The sequence below is a fragment of the Pseudomonas putida genome (genome assembly GCA_041071465.1).
Classification (GTDB): Bacteria; Pseudomonadota; Gammaproteobacteria; order Pseudomonadales; family Pseudomonadaceae; genus Aquipseudomonas; species Aquipseudomonas putida_P.
In genome coordinates this window covers 237782-263863 of the sequence record CP163498.1, presented here as the reverse complement: position 1 = coordinate 263863, position 26082 = coordinate 237782, and the positions used below count along the sequence as shown (strand labels likewise).

18 protein-coding genes and 1 pseudogene are annotated in these 26082 nt (G+C 61.2%); 7 read left to right on the top strand and 12 right to left on the bottom strand.

Annotated elements, in window-relative coordinates; genetic code table 11:
• Positions 1–292: 292 nt before the first annotated feature.
• From AB5975_01145 to puuE, 7 genes are all read right to left on the bottom strand, one after another.
• Positions 293–1075, bottom strand: coding sequence for an outer membrane protein OmpK (locus tag AB5975_01145; protein ID XDR20607.1), 783 nt, complete (start codon positions 1073–1075; stop codon positions 293–295).
• A gap of 352 nt (positions 1076–1427) precedes the next feature.
• Positions 1428–2213, bottom strand: coding sequence for an outer membrane protein OmpK (locus AB5975_01140; protein ID XDR20606.1), 786 nt, complete (start codon positions 2211–2213; stop codon positions 1428–1430).
• Between the two features lie 138 nt (positions 2214–2351).
• Positions 2352–3707, bottom strand: coding sequence for a nucleobase:cation symporter-2 family protein (locus AB5975_01135; GenBank protein XDR20605.1), 1356 nt, complete (start codon positions 3705–3707; stop codon positions 2352–2354).
• Between the two features lie 186 nt (positions 3708–3893).
• The gene (locus tag AB5975_01130; protein XDR20604.1) at positions 3894–5222 is read right to left on the bottom strand and encodes a urate hydroxylase PuuD; all 1329 of its coding nucleotides are present in this window, start codon (positions 5220–5222) and stop codon (positions 3894–3896) included.
• A 44-nt stretch (positions 5223–5266) separates the two neighbouring features.
• On the bottom strand, positions 5267–5770 hold the full coding sequence (locus AB5975_01125) for an ureidoglycolate lyase (GenBank protein XDR20603.1): 504 nt from the start codon (positions 5768–5770) through the stop codon (positions 5267–5269).
• Between the two features lie 49 nt (positions 5771–5819).
• Positions 5820–6335: a 2-oxo-4-hydroxy-4-carboxy-5-ureidoimidazoline decarboxylase gene (gene uraD, locus AB5975_01120; protein XDR20602.1), complete on the bottom strand. Its 516-nt coding sequence runs from the start codon at positions 6333–6335 to the stop codon at positions 5820–5822.
• Positions 6335–7261, bottom strand: coding sequence for an allantoinase PuuE (puuE, locus tag AB5975_01115; GenBank protein ID XDR20601.1), 927 nt, complete (start codon positions 7259–7261; stop codon positions 6335–6337). The genes uraD and puuE overlap by 1 nt, the downstream gene beginning before the upstream one ends.
• Positions 7262–7659: 398 nt before the next feature.
• Between puuE and uraH the strand changes: the two genes are divergently transcribed.
• Entirely contained in the window at positions 7660–8013 is a 354-nt protein-coding gene (gene uraH / locus AB5975_01110; GenBank protein ID XDR20600.1) for a hydroxyisourate hydrolase, read from the top strand.
• Positions 8014–8625: 612 nt separating this feature from the next.
• Here the strand turns inward: uraH and AB5975_01105 are convergent.
• A complete protein-coding gene (locus tag AB5975_01105; protein XDR22893.1) occupies positions 8626–9945 on the bottom strand; it encodes an NCS2 family permease in 1320 nt (439 codons plus the stop codon).
• Between the two features lie 313 nt (positions 9946–10258).
• Between AB5975_01105 and AB5975_01100 the strand changes: the two genes are divergently transcribed.
• Positions 10259–11014 carry a GntR family transcriptional regulator gene (locus tag AB5975_01100; GenBank protein ID XDR20599.1) on the top strand — a complete coding sequence of 252 codons (756 nt, stop codon included), beginning with the start codon at positions 10259–10261 and terminating at the stop codon, positions 11012–11014.
• 149 nt (positions 11015–11163) lie between these two features.
• The gene (aqpZ, locus tag AB5975_01095) at positions 11164–11862 is read left to right on the top strand and encodes an aquaporin Z (GenBank protein XDR20598.1); all 699 of its coding nucleotides are present in this window, start codon (positions 11164–11166) and stop codon (positions 11860–11862) included.
• Here aqpZ and guaD read toward each other — a convergent pair.
• The 4 genes from guaD to xdhA form a co-directional block, all read right to left on the bottom strand.
• Positions 11859–13163 (bottom strand): guanine deaminase, encoded by a 1305-nt coding sequence (gene guaD / locus AB5975_01090; protein ID XDR20597.1) that lies wholly within the window; start codon positions 13161–13163, stop codon positions 11859–11861. The two genes, aqpZ and guaD, sit on opposite strands and share 4 nt — an antisense overlap.
• A gap of 10 nt (positions 13164–13173) precedes the next feature.
• Positions 13174–14019, bottom strand: coding sequence for a xanthine dehydrogenase accessory protein XdhC (xdhC, locus tag AB5975_01085; GenBank protein XDR20596.1), 846 nt, complete (start codon positions 14017–14019; stop codon positions 13174–13176).
• Between the two features lie 172 nt (positions 14020–14191).
• Positions 14192–16591, bottom strand: coding sequence for a xanthine dehydrogenase molybdopterin binding subunit (xdhB, locus tag AB5975_01080; protein XDR20595.1), 2400 nt, complete (start codon positions 16589–16591; stop codon positions 14192–14194).
• On the bottom strand, positions 16584–18038 hold the full coding sequence (gene xdhA / locus AB5975_01075) for a xanthine dehydrogenase small subunit (protein XDR20594.1): 1455 nt from the start codon (positions 18036–18038) through the stop codon (positions 16584–16586). Before xdhA ends, xdhB begins: the two co-directional genes overlap by 8 nt.
• Positions 18039–18306: 268 nt before the next feature.
• Here xdhA and AB5975_01070 point away from each other — a divergent pair, with 268 nt between their 5' ends.
• The 4 genes and pseudogenes from AB5975_01070 to ligA all read left to right on the top strand — a co-directional run bounded on the left by AB5975_01070 (position 18307) and on the right by ligA (position 26016).
• Positions 18307–18966, top strand: a complete 660-nt coding sequence (locus tag AB5975_01070) for a GntR family transcriptional regulator (GenBank protein XDR20593.1) — start codon at positions 18307–18309, stop codon at positions 18964–18966.
• Between the two features lie 3 nt (positions 18967–18969).
• Complete coding sequence (smc, locus tag AB5975_01065; protein XDR20592.1) at positions 18970–22458, top strand: chromosome segregation protein SMC; 3489 nt, start codon at positions 18970–18972, stop codon at positions 22456–22458.
• 205 nt (positions 22459–22663) lie between these two features.
• Positions 22664–23557 (top strand): cell division protein ZipA, encoded by an 894-nt coding sequence (gene zipA / locus AB5975_01060; GenBank protein ID XDR20591.1) that lies wholly within the window; start codon positions 22664–22666, stop codon positions 23555–23557.
• A 99-nt stretch (positions 23558–23656) separates the two neighbouring features.
• Positions 23657–26016, top strand: a pseudogene (gene ligA, locus AB5975_01055) (NAD-dependent DNA ligase LigA).
• The last annotated feature ends 66 nt before the right edge of the window (positions 26017–26082 follow it).

Genomic DNA, 26082 nt, shown 5'->3' with positions numbered 1-26082 from the left:
ATACCGCCACGGGGCGGCGAGGTGGGTGCGCATTAAGTAGGCCTGTTTTCTTTTTGGAGTGGTGCGAAGAAAAGCAGATTAGTTCAGGCTATGCAAAAAAAATGTCAAAAGTTTGAGCGGTGGCCATGAGGCGTTCTGTGCGTGGCCAGCAGACGCCACCACAGGGCTGCGTCGCCGCTGCCAGGCAAAACGTCGCGCCAGTGGATAAATGCCTGTGAGCGTGTAAGTTAAAGCTGATTTTTTACTGCGTAACAGCGCCGCTACATAACGGCGCTGTTAACTTTTCAGTGCGTCAGAAGTGCACTTTCACCAAGAAGCTCATGGTGTTCTGGTCGGTAGTGAAGGCATCGCTGTCCTTGATGCCGTACTTGTTCTTCCAGTAGTCATACTCCACACCCACATACAGCTGTTTCTCACCCAGGTGCAATGCCTTGCCCAGGTCATACTTGATCTGCGGGTTGAAGTGCAGGTTGGCCTGGTAGGTGCCGCGGCGGTTCTCGTCGTTGTCCACCACCCAGTCCATGAAGCCGTCGATCAGCACGTCGGAATCGCCGACCGGAATGGTGTACGACCACACCGGGGTGATCTGCCACACGTTGTCGCCGGCGCGGCTGCCGTCGGTGGTGCGGTTGTAGAAGTTCAGCTGGAAGTAGTCGAAGCCCGGGATGGCCAGGTCGAAGCCCGGGCCGATCAGGTAAGACTCGGTGTCACCCTCGCCAAACTCGTAGGTCATCGCCAGCAGCACGTCCTTGACCGGGCCCAACTCCAGCTTCTGGTCGAAGATCTTGCCGAACGACAGGCGTGGGCTGAACTCGCCATAGTAGGTGTTGGGGCCGTTGCTGGCGTCCTTCTTGCCTTGGTAGAAGATCTTGTCGACGAAGAAGAAGTTATCGCCGTACTTCCACGCGTCGGCGTGTTCGAAGGTGAATGTTTGCTGGGTCTCGGGGTTGACCTTGAAGTTCTTGCCCCACAGGTAGGTCAGGCTGTTGTTCTGCCATTGCAGCAGGTCGCTGCCGAAGGTGGTGCCGCAGGCCAGCAGGCCGCCGGCAAGGATCAGGCTGTTGATGGTACGCATTGCGAGTGTCGCTCCCTTGATTGATCTGTTGTCAGCGCTCGTTGTCGGCGCTTTTTTGTCTTTTAAGTCAGCTTTTTTCGATAGGCCACAGCTGTTTGGCAAGGGTCGAGCCAACTTTTCCGGGTTGGCAAAACCTTCCTGCTCGACTTCGTTCTGAACGGATGAAAAGGGTCTTTCAGGCTGGCAACACGTTGGCCAACCGCCCATATTCATTGACTGAGCGGTCAGTAAACGCAGGCAGAATCCGTTCTGCCCTGATCGAGGGGGCGCGCAGATTACTGGCTTGCGCGCCGCGCCTCAAGTGCTCCGTCCTGGAGCGGGGTGATTCAAACTTGTGCGTTTGGTCAACTTCCTAGAAGTGCACCTTGATCAGCGCACTGGCCACGCTCTGGTTGCTGTCCAGGTTGCCGCGGCTGTCAATGCCGTACTTGTCTTTCCAGTAGCTGTATTCAAAGCCGACGTAGAGCTGCTTGGCGCCCAGGTTCAGCGCCTTGCCCAGGTCGTATTTAACCTGCGGGTTGAAGTGCAGGTTGGCGTGATAGGTGCCACGGCGGGTCTGGTCGTTGTCGGTAACCCAGTCCATGTAACCGTCGATCAGAATGTCTGACCGGCCGACAGGGAGGGTGTACGACCAGCCGGGGGTAATCTGCCAGACATTGTCACCGGGGCGGCTGCCTTCGGTGTTACGCACGTAGAAATTGAGGGTGAAATAGTTGAAGCCGGGGATGTTCAAGTCAAAGCCTGGGCCGATCAGGTAGGCCTCGTTGTCGCCTTCACCGCGCTCGTAGGTCATGGCCAGCAGCACGTCCTTGATCGGACCGAAGGCAAGCTTGCGGTCGAAGATCTTGCCCAATGACAGGCGTGGGCTGAACTCGCCGTAGTAGGTGGTCACACCTTTGCCGGGGTCGGCCTTGCCGTTGTAGAAGATCTTGTCGACGAACATGAAGGTGTCGCCGTACTTCCATTTGTTGGCGTGCTCGAAGGTGATGGTCTGCTGGATATCAGGGTTGACCTTGAAGTCCTTGCCGTACAGGTAGGTCAGGCTTTCGCCGTGCCATTGCAGCCATTCGCCTGCGTGCGAGGGTAGGGTGGCCAGCAGGCTGCTGCCCAACAACAGGGACGTGGTGATGCGCTTCATGTTGTGATTCCCGGACTTATTGTTTTTGTTGGCGGTTTTTTTGGCGCGCAGGCGCCCCGGGCGACCCATTCCGGCGGGTCGACGGCGTAGCGGTTACTGCAGAGGTGATGAGGGGCGGTCATGCACCGCCCCTTTGGCTCAATGCTGGTGACAGACGTCGTTGTGCATTGCGCGGTCGGCACCGCCAAGGATGTTGAACAGAACGTTCAACACCAGGGCACAGACCGTGGCCATGGCGATACCGCTGTGGGTGATGGGTTCCATCCACTGTGGCATCTGGGCAAAGAACTCCGGACGCACCACGGGGATCAACCCGAAGCCGACGCTCACGGCAACCAACAGCTGGTTGCGGCGGTCGCCGATGTCCGCCTCCTGAAGAATCTTGATCCCGGTGGCGGTGACCATGCCGAACATGGCGATGGACGCGCCGCCCAGTACCGCAGGCGGGATCGAGGCAATCAGGAAGGCCGCCTTGGGCAGCAGGCTGAGCAGGATCAGCAGTGCACCGGCCACGATGGTGACATAGCGGCAGCGCACCCCGGTCATCTGCACCAGGCCGATGTTCTGGGCGAACGAGGAGTGGGTGAAGGTGTTGAAGAAGCCCGCAATGAACGACGCACCGGCATCGCACAGCAGGCCGCGACGCAGCATGCCAGGGGTGACTTCGCGATCGGTCACCTTGCCCAGGGCCAGGAACATGCCGGTGGACTCGACGAAGATGATCACCACTACCAGGCACATGGACAGAATCGGCGCCAGGCTGAAGGTCGGCATGCCAAAGTGCAGCGGGGTGACCACCTGCAACCACGGTGCTTCATTCAGACCCGACAGGTCGACCATGCCGATGGAGCCGGCCAGGATGTAGCCAAGGCCCATGCCCACCAGTACCGACACGTTGACCCAGAAACCGCGCATGAAGCGGTTGATCAGCAGGATAACGGCCAGTACCAGGCCGGCCACCAGCAGGTAGATCGGCGAGCCGAACGTTTGAGCGTCTTGGCCGCCACCGGCCCAGTTGACGGCCACCGGGAACAGCGACAGGCCAATCGAGGTGATCACCGTACCGGTGACCAGTGGGGGGAAGAAGCGGACAACCTTGGACATGAACGGCGCGATCAGCATGCCGAAGAACCCGGCAGCGATGGTCGCGCCGAAGATCCCCTGCAGGCCCACGCCGGGCATGCCGGCCATGGCCACCATGCTGCCGACGGCAGCGAAACTGGCACCCATCATCACCGGCATGCGGATGCCCACCGGGCCGATACCGAACGACTGGATGATGGTAGCGACGCCAGCGACCAGCAGGTCGGCGTTGATCAGGAAAGCGACTTCTTCACGGGACAACCCGGCGGCCTGGCCGATGATCAACGGCACGGCGATCGCGCCACCGTACATCAGCAGAACGTGTTGCAGGCCAACCAGGAACAGTTGGAACAGGGGCAAGGGTTCTCGCGGCGGCGCAATGGGGATATACGCCTTGCGTGACTCGGACATGCAGCACCTCGAGTTTTGTTTTTATTCTCGGATCCAAGCGGCAGGCCTCATGCCTGCGCGCTCGATGCTTGCTTGTTGCGTAACACATGGAGCTTGAGGCCGGGGCTTCCGGCCTCTTCGCGGGCAAGCCCGCTCCTACAGGGGAAGGTGATTCCCTTGGGAGGCGGGTTGCCTGGCGAGGTGCTGTCAGTTGACCTGGGCGCCTTTGGCGATCCAGTCGCCGACGAGCTTGCGCTCTTCGGTGGTCATCTGGGTGATGTTGCCCAGCGGCATGATCTGGCTGGCAACCGCTTGCGCCTGAATGCGCGCGGCCTGGGCCTGGATCTGCTGCGGAGTGTCGAACATCACGCCGGCAGGAGCGGCGCTGAACAGTGGGCTGGTCGGCTTGGACGAGTGGCACACGGTGCAGCGTTCCTGGATGACATTGTGGATCTTGTCGAAGTCGCCACCACCGGCCTGGGCAGCGGCCTGGGCCGGTGCTTGCGCAGGTGCGGCGGGTGCTTCGGCAGCCTTGGCGGCGTCCTCGGCACGCTGCTCGGCAGCGGTCTTGCCGCCTACGGCAGTTGCCGGCAGCGGTTGGTACTCGATCTTCGCTGCGGCTTGCTCAGGGCTTACGGCCATCGGTTTCGGGCCGGTAACGTAGGCCAGGCAGATCATTGCCAAGGCGCCGACGGGCAGGGTCCAGGCGTACTTGTTGCTGTCGTGGCGGGTGTTGAAGTAGTGGCGGATCAGAACCGCGGCTACTGCGATACCGGCCAGGATCAGCCAGTTGTACTGGCTACCGTAGGTGCTCGGGAAATGGTTGCTGATCATGATGAACAGCACCGGCAGGGTGAAGTAGTTGTTGTGACGCGAGCGCAGCAGGCCCTTGGCCGGCAGTACCGGGTCGGGCGTCTGATTGTTCTCGATCGCCGCCACCAGCTGGCGTTGGGCCGGCATGATGATGCGGAACACGTTACCGACCATGATGGTGCCGATGATCGCGCCGGTGTGCAGGTAGGCACCACGGCCGCTGAACACCAGGCTGAAGCCCCAGCAGGCAGCGATGATCAGCACGAACAGCACACCACCGAGCAGCGCTGGCTTCTTGCCCAAGGGCGAGTCGCACAGGAAGTCATAGATGAACCAGCCAGCGATCAGCGAACCGATACCGATAGCCACGCCTTCGGCACCGCTCAGGGTGCTGCCAGGCGCCAGCAGGTACAGCGCCGGGTTCCAGTAGAACACCACGCACAGCAGGGCGATACCGGACATCCAGGTGAAGTAGGCTTCCCATTTGAACCAGTGCAGGTTCTCGGGCATTTTCGGGGGGGCGAGCTTGTATTTCTCCAGGTGGTAGATACCACCGCCGTGAATCGCCCAGAGATCACCCGACAACCCATCGCGCGGGTTGCTTCGGTTCAGGTGGTTCTCCAGCCAGACGAAGTAGAACGATGCACCGATCCAGGCAACGCCGGTGATCATGTGAACCCAGCGAATGCTCAGGTTCAGCCATTCGTGAAGGTGTGCTTCCACAGTATGTACCTCTGCCAGTCACCGAGAAGATGACTGACCTTTTCTTATTGGTGGGGATTGAGGATCAGCATCTGTTCCTCGGTGAAGTAATGCTCATCGCAGTTGTTGCCAGAACCACTGCGATCAACCACCAGGAAATCATCCCGCTTTTCGATCGTCAGCACCGGGTGGTGCCAGACGCCGCGATGGTAATTAACGCCCTGCCTGCCATTACTGCGGAAGGCTCGGACCAAGCCTGATACAGGTGCATCGCCAACGGGCGCGACCACGATCAGAAAGGGGTTGCCGAGCAGCGGGATAAAAGCCTGGCTGCCCAGCGGATGGCGTTCCAGCATGCGCACGGTCAGCGGCATGTCCTGCGCGTCGGCGCGGAAGATGCTGATGATCGCCTTGTCTTCAGGCTCGGCGGTTTCGACCGTGGCGAGCTTGTGAAAGCGCATGGTCGAGCCGTTGTTGATCATGAAGTGGTCGCTGCCGTCGGTTTCGATCACGTCTCCGAACTGGGCGAAGGCTTCTTTGGTCAAGGGCTCGATCATCAGGGTGCGCATGCGGTTATCTCTTCTATTGTTCGTTTTCTGAATAAGGTTCGGCTGTTGCTTACAGCTGCAGCAGGCGGAACAGGGCGATCAGGTTGATCTGCGCCAGGGCTTCCTTGAATTCGGCATCGGCATCGTTGTGGATGCGTTTTTCAAAGGCGGCGAGAATCTGGTGCCGGTTGCTGCCCTTCACCGCCATGATGAACGGGAACTGGAACTTGGCCTTGTAGGCATCGTTCAGTTCGGTGAACCGGGCGAACTCTTCGGCGGTGCACTGGTGGATACCGGCACCGGCCTGTTCGTTGGTGCTCGATTCGGTCAGTTCGCCCTGGATGGCGGCCTTGCCTGCCAGGTCCGGGTGAGCATTGATCAGCGCGAGCTGGTCAGCGTGGTTGGCGCTGAGCAGGATGTCGCTCATGCGCTGGTGCAGCGCCTCGATCTCGTCCAGCTCGCCCAGTTGGCCCAGGTCATAGGCTTTTTCGGCAACCCACGGCGAGTGCTCGTAGATGTCGGCGAAGGCCTTGACGAAGGCGTCGCGGTCCAGGGCGGATGGTTTGAGGGTATTGAAGGCGGTCATCAGGCGTTCTCTTTCTTGTACGGGTGGGTGGTGTGCCAGTGGCGGGCGATATCCACGCGACGGGCGAACCAGACCTGGTCATGACTTTTTGCGTAATCGACGAAGCGCTTGAGTGCAGCCAGGCGTGCCGGGCGGCCGACCAGGCGGCAGTGCAGGCCGATGGAAAGCATTTTCGGTGCTTCGGCGCCTTCGGCGTACAGCACATCAAAGGCGTCTTTCAGGTACTGGAAGAACTGCTCGCCGCAGTTGAAGCCCTGTACCTGGGTGAAGCGCATGTCGTTGGTATCCAGGGTGTAGGGGATCACCAGGTGCGGCTTGCCGGTGGGGTTGTTCGGCTCCCAGTAGGGCAGGTCGTCGTCGTAGGTGTCGCTGTCATAGAGGAAGCCACCTTCCTCCATCACCAGCCGGCGGGTGTTCGGGCCGGTACGGCCGGTGTACCAGCCCAGCGGGCGCTCGCCGGTGAGTTCGGTGAGGATACGGATGGCTTCGAGCATGTGCTCGCGCTCCTGGGCCTCGTCCATGTTCTGGTAGTCGATCCAGCGGTAGCCGTGGCTGCAGATCTCGTGGCCGGCTTCGACCATGGCGCGGATCACGTCGGGGTGGCGCTGGGCGGCCATGGCCACGGCGAAGACGGTGAGTGGCACGCCGCTGTCCTTGAACAGCTTCAGCAGGCGCCACACACCGGCACGGCTGCCGTATTCATACAGCGACTCCATGCTCATGTTGCGCTGGCCCTGCAGGGGTTGGGCAGCGACCATCTCGGACAGGAAGGCTTCGGATTCCTTGTCACCGTGCAGGATGTTGCGTTCGCCACCTTCCTCGTAATTGAGGACGAAAGACAGCGCGATGCGGGCGTTACCCGGCCATTGCGGGTGAGGAGGGTTGTTGCCGTAACCGATCAGGTCGCGAGGGTAATCAGCGCTCACTGCAGTCTTCCTTCTTGTGCGTTAGTGCGGGGGTGGGCGGGCCGCGTCGGTATGTCGCACCACCGGATGGGCTGATTGTATACAACTTCTGAAATCTTTTGTAAGCCTGTTTTTCCGCATTTCTTCCCTTTTGTCGCCTGACAGCGACCTGGAAATACAGTGCAAGAAACCTGCCTGTTTGGTCAGCTAATGAGGTTGGCATCGTTATGGTGCGTGTATTTGCGACCGATGGGGCGTTTATGGGCAGCAAAGGGAGGGTGTGACAGAGGGGATCAAAAAATTGTGTACAATCCTTGGATGGAATGTCTTAATAACGTCATTCCCGCCTGCCGCAGGCGCTAAGCTGGTGCGATGGCTGAGTATTTTTTGCCCACAGATTGAACAAGAGGCGACACGCAATGGGACGTTTGACCACACACGTACTGGATGCCGCGCATGGCTGCCCGGGTAGCTCGATCAAGGTCGAGCTGTACCGCGTCGAAGGCCAGCAGCTGGAGCTGGTGAACACCGCCCTGACCAACAGCGATGGCCGCGTCGACGCGCCGCTGCTGCAGGGGGACGATTACCGCACTGGCGTTTACCAGTTGCAGTTCAGCGCAGGGGATTACTACCGCGCCCGTGGCGTGCAATTGCCGGCCCAGGCGTTTCTGGATGTTGTCGTGCTGCGCTTTGGCATCGACGAGTCGCAGGAGCACTACCACGTGCCGCTGCTGATTTCGCCGTACAGCTATTCGACCTATCGTGGAAGCTAGTTGGTCGCTAGAAGAATCTTCGTAGGTCCTTTGGCCCGCTCTCACACTGGCGGGCTTTTTTTCGTCTGCTGTTTTTGTGTGGCCTGTGCCGGCCTCTTCGCGGGTGAACCCGCTCCTACGACGGCCTGCGCTCAATCACCGATGTGTGTCCACCCCCAATCAGGTGTAGGAGCGGGTTTACCCGCGAATACGGTAGCGGCGGCAACGGTGAACGGCGGGTGGAGATTGGCCAGCAGGCCCGGCCCTTTCGCGGGTGAACCCGCTCCTACGCGACGGCCTGTGTCCAATCACCCATGCGTGTCCATCCCCGATCAGGCGTAGGAGCGGGTTTACCCGCGAATACGGTGGTGGCGGCAACGCTGAGCGGCGGGTGGAGATAGGCCAGCAGGGCCGGCCCTTTCGCGGGTAAACCCGCTCCTACGGGCGACCGCGCAGGCCTTTCAAATGTTGAGCAAGGGCGCCATATCGCGGCGTACCAACTAGGCGTTCGCGCGCGTACCTCGCAGGCATTAATGGCCCGAAACAAGCGTAGGAACGACCTTGGTCGCGACGCGCCGCGCAGGCGGCGCTCGATTTCGAGAACACTGGAAATGTAAAGCCAAGCGCCCTCGGTCAGAGGAACACGAACTTGGCAATGAAGATCGCGCACAGCACCCACAGGCTGGCCGAGATTTCCTTGTATTTGCCGGTACCCGCCTTCAGTGCCACATAGCTGATGAAGCCCAGGGCAATACCATCGGCGACCGAGAACGTCAGCGGCATCATGATCACTGTGACGATCGCCGGAATGCTGTCGGTGGCCTCATCCCAATGAATGTGCGCCATGCTGCCCATCATCAGCATTGCAACGTAGATCAGCGCACCTGCTGTCGCATAGGCCGGAATCATCCCGGCCAGCGGCGCGAAGAACATCGCGGCGATGAACAGCAGGCCTACCACCACAGCCGTCAGGCCAGTTCGGCCACCTGCGGCAACCCCCGCAGCACTCTCCACATAGCTGGTCACCGGCGGTACACCGACCACCGCGCCGAACACACTCGAGGCACTGTCAGCCTTCAACGCCTTCGACAGGTTCTCGATCCGCCCGTCCGGCGCCACCAGGTTGGCCCGTTGCGCTACGCCCATCAGCGTGCCGGCAGTGTCGAACATGTGCACGAACAGGAACGCCAGCACCACGCTGATCATGCTGACATTGAACACGCCAGCCACGTCCATGGCCATCCAGGTCGGTGCCAGGCTTGGGGGCATCGACATCACCCCGCCAAACTTGACCAGGCCCAGGCCCCAGCCCGCCAGGGTGACACCAATGATGCTGATCAGGATCGCGCCGAATACCCGCTTGTAGCTGAGGATGGCAATCAGCAGGAAGCACACGGCCGCCAGCAGCGGCCCCGGCTCATGCAACGAGCCCAGCTTGATCAGGGTGGCGGGGCTGTCGACGATGATGCCTGCGGTCTTCAGGCCGATCAGCCCGAGAAACAATCCGACGCCGGCCCCCATGGCATGGCGCAGGCTGACCGGGATGCTGTTGAGCAGCCATTCGCGCACTTTCGACAAGGTCAGGAACATGAACAACACGCCGGAGACGAATACCGCCCCCAGCGCCGTTTCCCAGTTGTAGCCCATGGTGCCGACCACGGTGTAGGTAAAGAAAGCATTGAGCCCCATGCCCGGCGCCAGGCCCACCGGCCAGTTGGCGTACAGGCCCATCAGCAGGCAGCCCAGCGCGGCGGCGATGCAGGTGGCGACAAAAGCGGCACCATGGTCGATGCCGGCGTCGGCCATGATGTTGGGGTTGACGAAGATGATGTAGGCCATGGTGATGAAGGTGGTCACCCCAGCGATCATTTCGGTTTTGACAGTGCTGCCGTGTTGCTTGAGTTTGAAAATCCGCTCCAGCCAGCTCGTTTCGAGCGGCGGAGCAAGATCCAGCGTAGGGGCTTCGGATTTGCGGCTTTCCACAGCGGGTACTCCTCAAGTCTTTCTTGTTGTTATGGAGCCAGTTTCCTGCGCAATGCACTTGGCGGCTCCGCGAGGGAAGGCAGACGTCTGACCTTTTTGTTGACTCAAGGGTCAAGAAGTTGCTCGATGGATTATGCTTTTGTGTACAAATAAAGCAAATAATGTTTTATGTTTTGTATGCGCAATGCGTCGTACAACGGCTATATAGGTAAAACGCCCCCTGCGGAATCGCCTCAGCCTGTGTACAATGGCGCCATACTTTCTCTTCGTGCCTCGAGAGCCCATGAACGAACAGCTGCAACCTCTGAAAAAACCTGCACGAGTCGGCAAGGCCGGCCGCAGCGGTACCCAGGACGACATCGTCTACGCGCATATTTTCGAGGCGATCCTCGAGCAGCGTCTGGCTCCGGGCACCAAGTTGAGCGAGGAAGCGCTGGGCGAGATCTTTGGCGTCAGCCGCACCATCATCCGCCGCGCCTTGTCGCGCCTGGCCCACGAAAGCGTGGTGCTGCTGCGGCCGAACCGCGGCGCGGTGGTGGCCAGCCCGACTGTAGAAGAGGCGCGCCAGGTGTTCTTCTCGCGGCGCATGGTCGAACGCGCCATCACCGAGCTGGCGGTGCAGCATGCCACCCCCGATCAGCTTAACGAGCTGCGGCAGATGGTGCGTGAGGAGCGCGACAGCTTTTCGCGCGGTGACCGGGGTGCCGGCATTCGCCTGTCCGGTGAGTTCCACCTCAAGCTGGCCGAAGCGGCGGGCAATGCACCGCTGGTAAGTTTCCAGCGCAGCCTGGTATCGCAGACTTCGCTGATCATTGCCCAGTACGAAAGCGGCAACCGCTCGCACTGCTCTTACGATGAGCACATGCAGCTCATCGATGCCATCGAGGCGCGCGATGCCGAGCAGGCCGTGAGCCTGATGATGCATCACATGGACCACATCGACAGCAAGCTGAACCTGGACGAGGAGAGCGCCTCGGACGATTTGCATGCGGTGTTCTCGCATTTGCTGAAAAAGCCCAAGGTTTCCGTCAAGGGTTGAACGTTTGCCGGTGTGATCGAGGGGCTGCAAATCAGCCCCTAGCCACTACTGGCCATAACCCAAAGGTCTGCTAAATTCTTGTGAGCAAACCTTCATCAAGCAGTTGGGCTTGCGCATTCGTTGCGTTCAACTTCTTGAGGAATGGGTTCATGAGCATGTCCCTCGGTAAACGCATGGGTGCCGAACTGATCGGCACCTTCTGGCTGGTCCTTGGTGGCTGTGGCAGTGCGGTACTCGCAGCCAGTTCCCCTCTCGGCATCGGTGTGCTCGGTGTCGCCTTCGCCTTCGGCCTCACCGTACTGACCATGGCCTTTGCCATCGGCCATATCTCGGGTTGCCATCTAAACCCTGCCGTGTCGTTCGGGCTGGTGGTCGGCGGGCGCTTCCCGGCCAAAGAGCTGCTGCCTTATGTGATCGCCCAGGTGATCGGTGCCATCCTGGCGGCCGGGGTGATCTACCTCATCGCCAGCGGCAAGGCCGGGTTCGAGCTGTCTTCGGGGTTGGCTTCAAACGGCTACGCCGACCATTCGCCCGGTGGCTATACGCTGGGTGCAGGCTTTGTCAGTGAAGTGGTGATGACGGCGATGTTCCTGGTGGTCATCATGGGGGCGACCGACGCCCGCGCACCGGCAGGTTTCGCACCCATCGCCATCGGCCTGGCCCTTACCCTGATCCACCTGATCTCGATCCCGATCACCAATACTTCGGTCAACCCCGCGCGTAGCACGGGGCCGGCCTTGTTCGTCGGTGGCTGGGCCCTGCAGCAGCTGTGGCTGTTCTGGGTGGCGCCGCTGATCGGTGCTGCAATCGGCGGCGCGCTGTATCGGGGCCTGGCGAAAGAACCTTAGCGCTGGTGCACGCAGCGCCCGGCGGCGTAGGTTTCACGCACGGTACGGTCATCGCCCAGGGTAGTGAGCACGAACAAGGTTTCTTCGATGCTGTTGGACTGCTGGATGCGGTAGTCCAGCAGTGGTGTGGCCTTGTAGTCCAGCACCACGAAGTCGGCATCGTTGCCTGGGCGCAGGCTACCGATACGGTCGTCCAGGCGCAGTGCGCGGGCGCCGCCGAGGGTGGCCAGGTACAGCGATTTGTACGGATGCAGGCGCGCGCCTTGCAGCTGCATCACCTTGTATGCCTCGTTCAGGGTGTTAAGCAGAGAGAAGCTGGTGCCGGCGCCAACGTCGGTACCCAGGCCCACGTTGACCTTGAACCGCTCGGCCTGGGGCAGGTTGAACAGGCCACTGCCGAGGAACAGGTTGGAGGTGGGGCAGAAGGCCACGGCCGAGCCGGTTTCGGCCAGGCGCTGGCACTCGTCGTCGCACAGGTGCACGCCGTGGGCGAACACCGAGCGCTCGCCCAGCAGCTCGAAGTGGTCGTAGACGTCCAGGTAACCCTTCTGCTCGGGGAACAGCGACTTGACCCAGTCGATTTCCTTGAGGTTTTCCGACAGGTGCGTGTGCATGTACACGCCGGGGTGTTCCTTGAGCAGTTGGCCGGCCAGGGTCAACTGTTGCGGCGTGCTGGTCGGGGCGAAGCGCGGGGTGACTGCATAGTGCAGGCGGCCTTTGCCGTGCCAGCGCTCGATCAGTGCCTTGCTTTCGGCATAGCCGGACTCGGCGGTGTCGGTCAGGTAGTCTGGGGCATTGCGGTCCATCATCACTTTGCCGGCGATCAGGCGCAGGTCCAGGCGCTCGGCCTCTTCGAACAGGGCGTTGACCGATTCCGGGTGCACGCTGCCGAATACCAGCGCAGTGGTGGTGCCGTTGCGCAGCAGTTCCTTGAGGAAGATCTTCGCCACCTGGTCGGCGTGGCCTTTGTCGGCGAACTGCTTTTCGCACGGGAAGGTGTAGGTGTTCAGCCAGTCCAGCAACTGCTCGCCGTACGAACCGATCATGCCGGTCTGCGGGAAGTGGATGTGGGTATCGATAAACCCCGGGGTGATCAGCGCGTCCTGGTAGTGCTCGACCGGGATGCCGGCATCCAGCGTCGGGAGCAGTTCACTGGCGTGCCCAACGGCGCTGATGCGGCCATCGTCGACCACCAGCAGGCCGTCTTCGTAGTATTCATGGGAAGCCTCCAGGCCCACCTCGGCCGGGTCGGCAATGCTGTGCAGGATGGCGGCACGGTAGGCTTTGCGGGTAACGGTCATAACACACTCGTCAAATGGCTTGGCTGCGGCGGGAGGGCGGCAGCAATTGGGCAATGGGGCCGGCATTGGCGGCAGCGTCGTGCTGGCCGAAGCAGGCGTTGTAAGTGGCAATGATTTCACCGGCGATAGACACGGCGATCTCGATGGGCAGCTTGCCCTTGACCTCGGCCAGGCCCATCGGGCAGCGCATGCGTGCCATGACGGCCTCGTCGAAGCCTCGCTCGCGCAGGCGGTGCTCGAACTTGACCCGTTTGGTCTTCGAGCCGATCAGGCCGAACCAGGTGAAATCGTTGCGCTTGAGAATGGCGGCGGTCAGTTCCAGGTCGAGCTGGTGGTTGTGGGTCATGACGATGCAGTAGCTGCCGGGCGGCAGGTCTGCGACTTCATCGACCGGCTCTTCACTGACCACCTTGGTCACCCCGTTGGGGATGAGCTCGGGGAATTCCTGTTCACGCGAGTCGATCCAGCGCACCCGGCAGGGGAGCGCCGCGAGCAAGGGTACCAGAGCCCTGCCGACATGGCCCGCGCCGAACACGGCGATCTGAGCCTGCACGGCGGCCATGGGTTCGAACAGCAGCACGGTCACGCCGCCGCAGCACTGGCCCAGGCTGGCGCCGAGGCTGAAGCGCTCAAGGTGCGGCGTGGTGCGCTGCGCTTCGAGCATTTGCCGGGCGATGTGCAGCGCCTTGTATTCCAGGTGGCCGCCGCCGATGGTGTCGAACAGACCGCTGGCGCTGACCACCATCTTCGAGCCTGCGTTACGCGGGGTCGAGCCGCGCTCCTCGATGATGGTCACCAGCACGCACGCTTCGCCACGGGACTGGTGGTCGGCGAGGGCGTTGATCCATTGGTGCATGATGCAGATCCTCTTCAGGTCAACGCGGTCCGCTTCTTTGTGGGAGCGGCCTTGTGTCGCGATAGGGGCGCGAAGCGGCCCCAGAATACTTAAAGCAACATACATATTTGGGGCTGCTGCGCAGCCCTTTCGCGACACAAGGCCGCTCCCACAGAAAAAGCGGAGCGCGGCGTTACTGGGTGACGGTTTCCAGCTCCGGTTCTGCGGACTGAGTGGCAGCCACCGCCTTGCGCATCTGCTCACAGCCCCACAGCACCCGCTCCGGTGTTGCCGGCGCGTCCACCTGTGGCTGCACGCGGTAGTTGGCGAGGCTGGCCACGGCATCCTTGATCGCGCACCAGGCGGCAATGCCCAGCATGAACGGCGGCTCGCCCACGGCCTTGGAGTGGAACACGGTGTCCTCCGGGTTCTTGCGGTTTTCCACCAGCTTCACCCGCAAGTCCAGTGGCATGTCGGCCACGGCCGGGATCTTGTAGCTGGCCGGGCCGTTGGTCATCAGCTTGCCTTTGGCGTTCCACACCAGCTCTTCGGTGGTCAGCCAGCCCATGCCCTGGATGAAACCGCCTTCCACCTGGCCGATGTCGATCGCAGGGTTCAGCGAATCGCCCACGTCGTGCAGGATGTCGGCGCGCAACATCTTGTATTCGCCGGTCAGCGTATCGACGATCACTTCCACGCAGGCAGCGCCAAAGGCGAAGTAGTAGAACGGCCGGCCGCGTGCCTGGCTGCGGTCGTAGAAGATCTTCGGTGTGCGGTAGAACCCGGTGCTGGACAGCGACACCTGAGCGAAGTAAGCCTGCTGCACCAGTTGCTCAAAGCTGACGATCTGGTCGCGCACCCGCACATGGCCGTTACGGAATTCGACGTCTTCCTCGGTCACCTGATAGTGCCGTGCGGCAAACTCGGTCAGGCGCCGCTTGAGGATTTCGGCCGCGTTCTGCGCCGCCTTGCCGTTCAGGTCGGCACCACTCGACGCTGCGGTTGGCGAGGTGTTGGGTACCTTGTCGGTGTTGGTGGCGGTGATCTGGATGCGGCTGAAGTCCACCTGGAAGATCTGCGCCACCACCTGGGCCACCTTGGTGTTCAGGCCTTGGCCCATTTCGGTGCCGCCGTGGTTCAGGTGAATGCTGCCGTCGGTGTAGATATGGATCAGTGCACCGGCCTGGTTGAGGAAGGTGGCGGTGAACGAAATGCCGAACTTGACCGGTGTCAGTGCCAGGCCTTTCTTCAGGATCGGGCTGTTGGCGTTGAAGCGGCGGATCGACTCGCGGCGTTCGGCGTAGTCGCTGCTGGCTTCCAGTTCGGCGGTCATCTCCTCGAGCATGTTGTGCTCGACGGTCTGGTAGTAGTGGGTGACGTTGCGTTCGGTCTTGCCGTAATAGTTGGCCTTGCGCACGGCCAGTGGGTCACGGCCCAGATGACGGGCGATATGGTCCATCACCTGCTCGATGGCGACCATACCCTGTGGGCCGCCAAAGCCGCGGTAGGCGGTGTTGGAGGCGGTATTGGTCTTGCAGCGGTGCCCGTGGACGGTGGCATCGCCCAAGTAGTAAGCGTTGTCGGAGTGGAACATGGCACGGTCGACGATCGAACCGGACAGGTCGGGCGAATAGCCGCAGTTGCCGGCCAGGTCGAAATTGATACCGTGCAGCCGGCCGTTGTCGTCGAAGCCCACGTCATACTCGACGTAGAACGGGTGGCGCTTGCCGGTCATGGTCATGTCTTCGACCCGCGGCAGGCGCATCTTGGTTGGCTGGCCGGTCAGGCGCGCGACTACCGCGCACAGGCATGCCGGGCTGGCGGCCTGGGTTTCCTTGCCGCCAAAACCGCCACCCATGCGGCGCATGTCCAGCACCACCTTGTTCATCGGCACGTCGAGCACTTCGGCGACCAGTTTCTGCACTTCGGTGGGGTTCTGCGTGGAGCAGTAGACGATCATGCCGCCGTCTTCGGTGGGCATGACCGAGGAAATCTGCGTTTCGAGGTAGAAGTGCTCCTGGCCGCCGATGTGCAGGGTGCCCTGAATGCGGTGCGGGGCGCTGGCCAGGGCGGCAGCCGAATCGCCGCGCTGGTGGGTGTGGCTGTCGAGCACGAAGTGCTTCTTGCGCAGTGCATCGACCACATCCAGCACCGGCTCCAGGTCTTCGTACTCGACGATGGCGGCCATGGCCGCTTTACGTGCGGTTTCAAGATCGCGGGCAGCGACAGCGAGCACCGGCTGGCCGAAGAACTCGACCTTGTCGATGGCCAGCAATGGGTCGCCGGCCACCACCGGGCCGATGTCTTTCAGGCCGGGGATGTCTTCGTGGGTGATGGCAATGCGCACACCCTCGAAGGCATAGCACGGCGTGGTGTCGATGCGCAGGATGCGCGCATGGGCGCGGTCGGCGGTGCGGGCGTAGACGTGCAACTGGTTGGGGAATTCCAGGCGGTCGTCGATGTACACAGCCTCGCCGGATACATGCTTGTCGGCGCTGTCGTGCTTGACGCTGCGGCCGACCCCGGTGGTCAGGTCCTGGCTGAACAGTTCGGCCATCTCGGCCTGGCTTTTGGCTACGTGATGGTTAGACATAAGCGGTCACCCGGGTTTCGATGTGCGGCGTTTGCTGTTCGATGAAGTACTTGCGCAGCAGGTTCTGCGCGGTCAGCAGGCGGTATTCCTTGCTGGCGCGGAAGTCGCTGAGTGGGGTGAAGTCCTCGGCCAAGGCCTGGCAGGCGCGCTCGATGGCGGCCTGGTTCCACGGCTTGCCGCGCAACGCTGCCTCGCAGGCACGGGCGCGCTTGGGTATCGCCGCCATGCCGCCGAAGGCGATCCGCACACCGCTGACCACACCGTCTTCGATGCTCAGGTTGAAGGCTGCGCACACGGCGGAGATGTCGTCGTCCAGGCGCTTAGACACTTTATAGGCGCGGAACGCCCAGTCACTGGAGGCGCGCGGTACGATGATCTTCTCGATGAACTCGCTGTCCTGGCGAGCCGTGATGCGGTAGTCGATGAAGTAGTCTTCCAGTGGCATCACCCGTTGGCGTTCACCCTGGCGCAGCACCACCTGCGCGTCCAGGGCGATAAGCAGGGGTGGCGAGTCGCCGATTGGCGAGGCGTTGCCGATGTTGCCGCCGAGGGTGCCCTGGTTGCGTATCTGCAGCGAGGCAAAGCGGTGCAGCAGGGCGCCGAAGTCGGGATATTCCTCGTTAAGCGCGCCATAGCAGTCGGTGAGCGGGGTGGCGGCGCCGATTTCCAGGTGGCTGGCGGTTTTCTCGATGCGCTTGAGCTCGGCCACGTGGCCGACGTAGATCATCACGGGCAAGGTCTTGTGGAACTGGGTGACTTCCAGCGCCAGGTCGGTACCACCGGCCAGCAGCCGCGCTTCGGGGTGCGAGCTGTACAGGTCGGCCAGATCCGCCACGGTCAGCGGCACCAGGCAGCGCTTGTCGCCGCTGTTCAGCTCGCCGGTCTGCGTCGGGGCAATGGCCTTGAGGCGGCTGATGGTTTGCGCCTGCTGGGCATCGAACTGGTCGCGGCAGGGCTGGCGGCAGCTCTGCTCGGCGGCGTCGAGGATCGGCCGGTAACCGGTGCAGCGGCACAGGTTGCCAGCCAGGGCTTCCTGGGCCTGGTGCAGGTCAGGGCCGCTGCTGTTCTTTTGCAGGGCGAACAGCGACATGACAAAGCCGGGGGTGCAGAAGCCGCACTGCGATCCATGGCAATCGGCCATGGCCTGTTGCACGCTGTGCAGCTGGCCTTGGTGCTTGAGCCCCTCGACGCTGATCAGTTGCTTGCCGTGCAGCGACGACACAAAGGTCAGGCACGAATTGAGGCTGCGGTAGCGCAGGCTGTCGTTGCCTTGGTCGTCCTGGCTCAGTTCACCGACCACCACGGTGCACGCACCGCAGTCACCACTGGCGCAGCCCTCCTTTGTGCCGGGTTTGCCCAGGTGCTCGCGCAGGTACTGCAGCACTGTCATGTTAGGGTCCAGGGCGTGCTCACTACGCAGCTCCTGGTTGACGAGAAACTGGATCACGGGGATGGCCTCGCAATGGTTTTATTGTTGTTGGGCGGACTCTAAGCAAGACCTGTCTGGCAGGTCAATATTTTTCTGACTCAAAGGTCAAGAAAATGCACGTATCCATGCCCAGCCGCACACACTGCCTCTATTCCAAGCATAGATCGCGCCGGGCGCGTGGCTGTCTGAAAGGTCAAATAAACCACCTGGCCCCTCTGCGCGATTACCGCCCAAGTACGCTACAATTCGCCCCTTGTGCCCAGTTCAATGATTTTGAAGGAAAACCATGACGTTCAAGGCCCCGGACAGCCTCTCCGAGCAGATTGCCGATTACCTGGCCGAACGCATCATCCGCGGCGAGCTGGCGCCGGGCGAACGTATCCAGGAGCAGAAGGTTACCCAGGCGCTCAACGTCAGCCGCGGCTCGGTGCGCGAAGCACTGCTGATCCTCGAACGCCGCCATCTGGTGGCGATCCTGCCGCGACGTGGTGCCCATGTCACCGAACTGGACGAACGCAGCGTTCGTAGCCTGTGCTCGCTGATGGGCGAGTTCTACATCCTGCTGGGCAATGCGGTTGCGCAAAAATGGCGCACCGAAGCCGACCTGCGCCCGTTTCTGGAGATCCAGCAGCGGCTGCAGCGTGCCCATGACCAGCTCGATATCAAGACCTTCATCGCCGACAGTTTTGCGGTCATGCGTGCGGCCTATCCGTTCGCCGACAACCCGTTCCTGCAGGAAACCGTGGAAAACCTGCAACCGGCCATGAGCCGTGCCTATTACCTGTCGCTGGACCAGCGCCAGGCCAACATGATCGACTATCTCGACCTGTTCGCCCGCCTGCTCGAAGCCGTGGTCTCCCGCGACCTGCCGCGCATTCGCGAGGTGCTCACCGCCTATGGCCAGCGCAGCTGCGAACTGGTGCTGGCGGCACTGGCCAGAGGCTGACCGATGCGCCTGAAGTGCATTCGCCTGGCCGGGTTCAAGTCGTTCGTCGACCCGACCACGGTCAACTTCCCCAGCAACATGGCGGCCGTGGTCGGCCCAAACGGCTGCGGCAAGTCCAATATCATCGACGCGGTGCGTTGGGTGATGGGCGAAAGTTCGGCGAAAAACCTGCGCGGCGAGGCGATGACCGACGTCATCTTCAACGGCTCCAGTGGCCGCAAGCCGGTCAGCCAGGCCAGTATCGAACTGGTGTTCGACAACAGCGAAACCACCCTGGTCGGCGAGTATGCCGCCTACGCCGAGATTTCGATCCGCCGCAAGGTTACCCGCGACGGGCAGAACAGCTATTACCTCAACGGCACCAAGTGCCGCCGGCGTGACATCACCGATATCTTCCTCGGAACGGGTCTGGGGCCGCGCAGTTACTCGATCATCGAGCAGGGCATGATCTCCAAGCTGATCGAGGCCAAGCCCGAGGAGCTGCGCAACTTCATCGAGGAAGCGGCGGGCATTTCCAAATACAAGGAGCGCCGCCGCGAAACCGAGAACCGCATCCGCCGCACCCAGGAAAACCTGGCGCGTCTGACCGACCTGCGCGAAGAGCTCGAGCGCCAGCTGGAGCGTCTGCATCGCCAGGCCCAGGCCGCCGAGAAGTACCGTGAGTACAAGGCTCAGGAGCGGCAGATGAAAGCGCGCCTGTCTGCCTTGCGCTGGCGAGGCCTGGACGAACAAGTCCGCCAGCGCGAATCGGTGATCGGCGACCAGGGCGTTTCTCACGAGGCGCTGGTGGCCGAGCAGCGCAATGCCGATGCCAGTATCGAACGCCTGCGCGACGGTCATCACGAACTGTCCGAACGCTTCAACCAGGTGCAGGGCCGTTTCTACTCGGTGGCCGGTGACATCGCCCGGGTCGAGCAGAGCATTCAGCACGGCCAGCAGCGCCTGCGCCAGTTGCAGGACGACTTCAAGGAAGCCGAGCGCACACGCCTGGAAACCGAATCGCACCTGGGGCACGACCGTACCTTGCTGGCAACCCTGAGCGAAGAGCTGGTCATGCTCGAACCCGAGCAGGAAATGACCCTGGCGGCTGCCGAGGAAGCCGCTGCCGCGCTTGAAGAGGCCGAGCTGGGCATGCACGGTTGGCAGGAACAGTGGGACAGCTTCAACAGCCGCTCCGCCGAACCGCGCCGCCAGGCCGAAGTGCAGCAGGCGCGCCTGCAGCAGCTGGAAACCAGCCTTGAGCGCCAGGCCGAGCGCCAGCGCAAGTTGGTCGAGGAGCGCGAGCAGCTGGGCAGCGACCCGCAGGATGCCGCCATGTTCGAACTGGCCGAGCAACTGGCCAGCAGCGAAATGCTGCTGGAGGAACTGCAGCTCTGCGAAGAGCAGGTGATCGAGCGCCTGGAAAGCGCGCGCGAGCAACTGCAGCAGGCCACCCGGGCGCAACAGCAGGCACAGGGCGACCTGCAGCGCCTGGGCGGGCGCCTGGCCTCGCTTGAAGCCTTGCAGCAGGCCGCCCTGGAGCCGGGCGCAGGTGCTGCGCAATGGCTGCACGGCCAAGGGCTGGAGCAACAGCCGCGGCTGGCCGAAGGCTTGCGGGTGGAGCCGGGTTGGGAGCTGGCGGTAGAGACGGTGCTTGGCGCCGATCTGCAGGCTGTGCTGGTGGACGATTTCAACGACCTCGATTTTGCGGGCCTGGAACAGGGTGAGCTGCGTTTGCTGCTGGCCGTCGGCGCGGGGGCGACGTTGCCCGGCAGCTTGCTGGAGAAGGTTGAGGGCCGTATCGACCTGGCGCCCTGGCTGGGCCAGGTCAGGCCTGTGGAAGACCTGGCTCAGGCACTGGAGCAGCGCGCGTCGCTCGGCGAAGGGCAGAGCCTGGTCAGTCGTGATGGCTACTGGGTCGGCCGGCACTTCCTGCGGGTACGCCGAGGTGGCGAGGCCGAAGGCGGCGTGCTGGCGCGCGGCCAGGAAATCGAACGCCTGGGCCAGGAACAACTGGAGCAGGAAGCGGCGCTGGAACAGCTCGATCAACAGTTGCAGGCCCTGCGCGAGCAGCAACTGGACCTGGAGGAGCAGCGCGAACAGTTGCGCCGCCGCACACAGGATGAAAACCGCCTGCACGGCGAGCTGAAGGCCAGTCTTTCGGCCAGCCGCGCGCGCGCCGAGCAGGTCGAGCTGCGCCGCCGCCGCCTGCACGAAGAGCTGGGCGAGCTGGAAGAGCAGCGCGCCCTGGAACACGAGCAACTGGGCGAAGCACGCCTGCTGCTGCAAGAGGCTCTGGAGCTCATGGCCCAGGACACCGAGCAGCGCGAACAGTTGATGGCCCGCCGCGACACCCTGCGCGAAAGCCTTGACCGGGTGCGTCAGGAGGCCCGCCAGCACAAGGACCACGCTCACCAGCTGGCGGTGCGCCTGGGGTCGTTGCGTGCCCAGCACGACTCTACCCGCCAGGCGCTGGAGCGCCTGGAACTGCAAGCTGCGCGCCTGACCGAGCGCCAGGAACAACTGAGCCTGAACCTGGAGGAGGGTGAAGCCCCGCAGGAAGAACTGCGCCTGAAGCTGGAGGAGCTGCTGGAGCGGCGCATGAGCGTCGACGAGGAAATGCGCCTGGCTCGCCTGCACATGGACGAAGCCGACCGCGAACTGCGCGATGCCGAAAAACGCCGCACCCAGGCCGAGCAGCAGGCCCAGCTGCTGCGTGGTCAACTGGAGCAGCTGCGCCTGGAGTGCCAGGGCCTGGATGTGCGGCGCAAGACCCTGCAAGAGCAGTTGCTGGCCGACGGCTATGACTTGCAAGGTGTGCTCGCCACCCTGGAAACCGAGGCCAGCGAGCAGGGTACCGAACAGGAACTGGAGCAGCTTGAAGCGCGCATCCAGCGCCTGGGGGCGATCAACCTGGCGGCCATCGAAGAATACGAGCAGCAGTCCGAGCGCAAACGATACCTGGACGCTCAGGACGCCGACCTGGTCGAAGCGCTGGAGACCCTCGAAAACGTCATCCGCAAAATCGACAAGGAAACCCGCAACCGCTTCAAGGATACCTTTGATCAGATAAATGCCGGATTACAGGCACTTTTCCCAAAAGTTTTCGGTGGTGGCAGCGCTTATCTGGAACTGACGGGCGAAGATCTACTCGATACAGGGGTAACGATCATGGCGCGACCGCCGGGCAAGAAGAACAGCACCATCCATCTGCTGTCCGGCGGCGAGAAGGCACTGACCGCCTTGGCGCTGGTGTTTGCCATCTTCAAGTTGAACCCCGCACCGTTCTGCATGCTCGACGAGGTCGATGCACCGCTGGACGATGCCAACGTCGGGCGCTACGCGCGTCTGGTCAAGGAAATGAGTGAAAGCGTGCAGTTCATCTACATCACCCATAACAAGATTGCCATGGAGATGGCGGACCAATTGATGGGGGTAACCATGCATGAGCCGGGTTGTTCACGCCTTGTTGCAGTCGATGTGGAGGCGGCCATGGCCATGGTCGACGCTTGATGCACGACGATAGGGGCACATTCTGCAGCGAAATGCCCCCGCCGTGTGCGACAGACGGTGTAAAGTTGTCTTTGGTCGTGCTAGCTTAATGTCACTCGTTTTTTGCGTGGGTAAAACGCCTGTCAGAACATAGAGTTGGCGCCACGTGTTAAAGGGCTTTGAACCCTTTGTTTTCAAGCATATTTTTATAGAGGCACGGGATTACATGGAAATCGGTCTGCGCGAGTGGCTGATCCTCATCGGCATCATTGTTATCGCCGGGATTCTTTTCGACGGCTGGCGCCGCATGCGCGGCGGGAAAGGCAAATTGAAATTCCGTCTGGATCGCAGTTATTCCAACCTGCCGGACGAAGAGGGTGGCAGTGCCGAGGTGCTCGGCCCGTCGCGCGTGCTCGATACCCACAAGGAGCCTGAGCTGGACGAAAGCGACCTGCCGTCGCTCAGCGCATCTGCGCGTGATCGCGAGCGTGAGCCCAAGCCGGTCAAGGCCAGCAAGCGCGGCAAGCGTGCCAGTGCGGCTGCCGATGTGCAGCAGGGTGACCTGAACCTGAGCGCCGAGCAGCGCGAGCCCGACCTGTTTGCCGACAGCGATGACGACTTTGCCGCCGACAACAACCGTAGCAGCGGCGCAGCGCCTGCCAGCAGCAGCGTCAAGGAGTTGCCACCCGCCGAAGAGGTGCTGGTCATCAGCGTGATCTCCCGCGACGAGGGTGGCTTCAAGGGCCCGGCGCTGCTGCAGAACATCCTGGAAAGCGGCTTGCGCTTCGGCGAAATGGACATCTTCCACCGCCACGAGAGCATGGCCGGTCACGGCGAGGTGCTGTTCTCGATGGCCAACGCAGTCAAGCCTGGCGTGTTCGACCTGGACGACATCGATCACTTCAGCACTCGCGCTGTGAGCTTCTTCCTCGGCTTGCCGGGCCCGCGTCATCCGAAGCAGGCTTTCGACGTGATGGTTGCCGCGGCACGCAAGCTGGCCCATGAACTGAACGGTGAGCTCAAGGATGACCAGCGCAGCGTGCTGACTGCCCAGACCATCGAGCACTACCGCCAGCGTATCGTCGAGTTCGAGCGCCGTGCGCTGACCCAGAAACGCTGATGTGCCCAAGTGGGCAGGCCTAGCCTGGTTCTGCCCACCCTGTTTCAAGTGCAAGAGCAGCCCAGTGCTGCTCTTTTGCTTTGCAAGAGATCCTGAAAGATGACCGCCGAAACCCGTATCCTCGAACTGCGTGCTCAGCTTCGCGAGCATAATCGCCTCTATTACCAGCTTGATGAGCCCATTATCTCGGATGCTGAGTACGACCTTTTATTCAGTGAGCTGCAAAAACTCGAAGCCGAGCATCCAGAGTTTCGGAGCGACGACTCTCCTACACAGATGGTCGGCTCCGATGTCTTGCCGGGTTTCAAGCAGGTTACTCATGATGTCCCGATGCTCAGTATCCAGAGCGTTTTTGACGTGGTCGCGGTAGAGGACTTTGATCGGCGTGTTGCAGAAGGTCTAAAGGTAGGTGGGGGAGACCTTTTCTCGCCGACATTACCAATTCGCTATGCGTGTGAGCCGAAGCTTGATGGTTTGGCTGTCAGCATCACTTATCGAAACGGGCTGTTGGTGAAAGCTGGTACGCGCGGTGATGGAACGACGGGAGAGGACGTGCTCGACAACGTGAAAACGATCGCGTCCATACCAAAAAAATTGAAAGGGGAGGGCTGGCCGGATTCTCTTGAGGTAAGGGGCGAGGTCTACATGACCAAGGCTGGCTTGGAGCAGTTGAATGTGTCTCAGGAAGAGGCAGGAAAAAAAACCTTTGCCAACCCTAGGAATGCAGCAGCTGGGAGCTTACGCCAGCTTGACTCAAAGATAACCAGGACACGCCCATTGGAGTTCTGTGCTTACGGTGTGCCTGAGAAGCAGCCAGGTATGCCGCGTACGCATGAAGAAGTTTTGAACGCTCTGTCCTCATGGGGGTTCCCGTGAGCGATAAGCTTAGAGTAGTGGAGGGGGTCGAGGGCTGCTTGAGTTTTCATCGAGAAATTGGGGAGCTCCGCGACGAGTTGCCTTATGACATTGATGGAGTCGTTTATAAAGTCAATGATGTTCAAGCCCAAGAGCTGCTTGGCTTCCGTTCTCGGGAGCCCAGATGGGCACTGGCTCACAAGTATCCACCTGTTGAACGAGAAACACAGGTTTTGGGTGTGGATTTCCAAGTCGGAAGAACTGGAGCCGTTACCCCCGTTGCTCGGCTGGAGCCGGTACAAGTCGCAGGAGTAATGGTTTCAAATGCGACGCTCCACAACATGGGCGAAATTCGTCGCCTGGGAGTGCGCATTGGAGATACGATTCTCGTTAGGCGTGCAGGGGATGTGATTCCGCAGGTTGTGAGGGTGCAGACCGAGAAAAGACCGGTGATAACGACCGAAATTCAAATACCCTCAAAGTGCCCGGTTTGTGGCTCTCCAGTGGAGCCGACCCAGCTCAGAAAACGAGGAAAAGGTCGCGTAAGTGTTACAGAAGGCGCGGTTTATCGCTGCACTGGTCGTTTGGCATGCTCAGCGCAGCTGAAACAGGCGATAGCCCATTTTGTGTCCCGCCGGGCCATGGATATTGATGGTTTGGGTGACAAAACCGTAGAGCAGTTGGTTGACGAGGGCTTGGTTGGTTCTCCTGCCGATCTCTACAAGCTTGATCGGGATCTGATTATCGGGCTTGAAGGTTTCGCCGAGATTTCTACTGAAAAGCTAGTGGTAGCGATTCAGGAAAGCAAGAGTCCGGCTTTGGCGCGACTGATTTTTGCTTTGGGGGTGCCCGGTATTGGGGAGGAGACCGCCAAGGTTCTCGCGAAATCGCTTGGCTCCTTAGATCGAATTGGTAACGCAAGGCCTGAAGTACTGACCTTCCTTCCCGATGTGGGTCTTGAGGCTGCACATGAAATCCATGCATTTTTTTCTGAGGAGCACAACGCTCAGGTGATTCAAGATCTGGCGACTCAAGGTGTTTACGCAACAGAGAGTGTGAGCTTGCGTATTTCGGCAACGCTTAAAGATTTGATTGTGAAGCTTGATATTGCTGGCATTGCCGCAACCGGGGCAGCAAAGCTAGCTGAGTATGCAGTTGATGTGGCAGGGTTGATAAGGCTGAGTAGAGACTGGCTTGAGCTGAGTTCGCTGAAAGGTATCAATAGAGGTGCGAAGGATGCGTTAAGGGCGTTTTTCGCCGATGGACAAAACGAAAACGTGGCTAAGGCAAAAGCGATAGAGAGCCAGCTGATTGAATTTGGCATGTATGGGGCTGACGAGCCTCTAGGTGTAGATGAAGCCCCGCTTGCAGGGCAGACCTGGGTGTTGACTGGCAGCTTGGAGCGTATGAATCGCGATATCGCCAAGGAGAAGCTGGAAAGCCTGGGTGCGAAAGTATCCGGTTCGGTCTCCGGTAAGACCTACTGTGTTGTTGCCGGTCCCGGCGCCGGTTCGAAATTGACCAAGGCCAGTGATTTGGGGGTGAAGGTACTGGATGAAGAAGCCTTCATCGCGTTTCTGGAGGATCGGGGCATCGTTATTTAAACAGGCTTGACCGAGAGGGCGTGCAGCCTGGCACCGCGATAGCGTTGCGTAGCAGCCCTGTGAGTC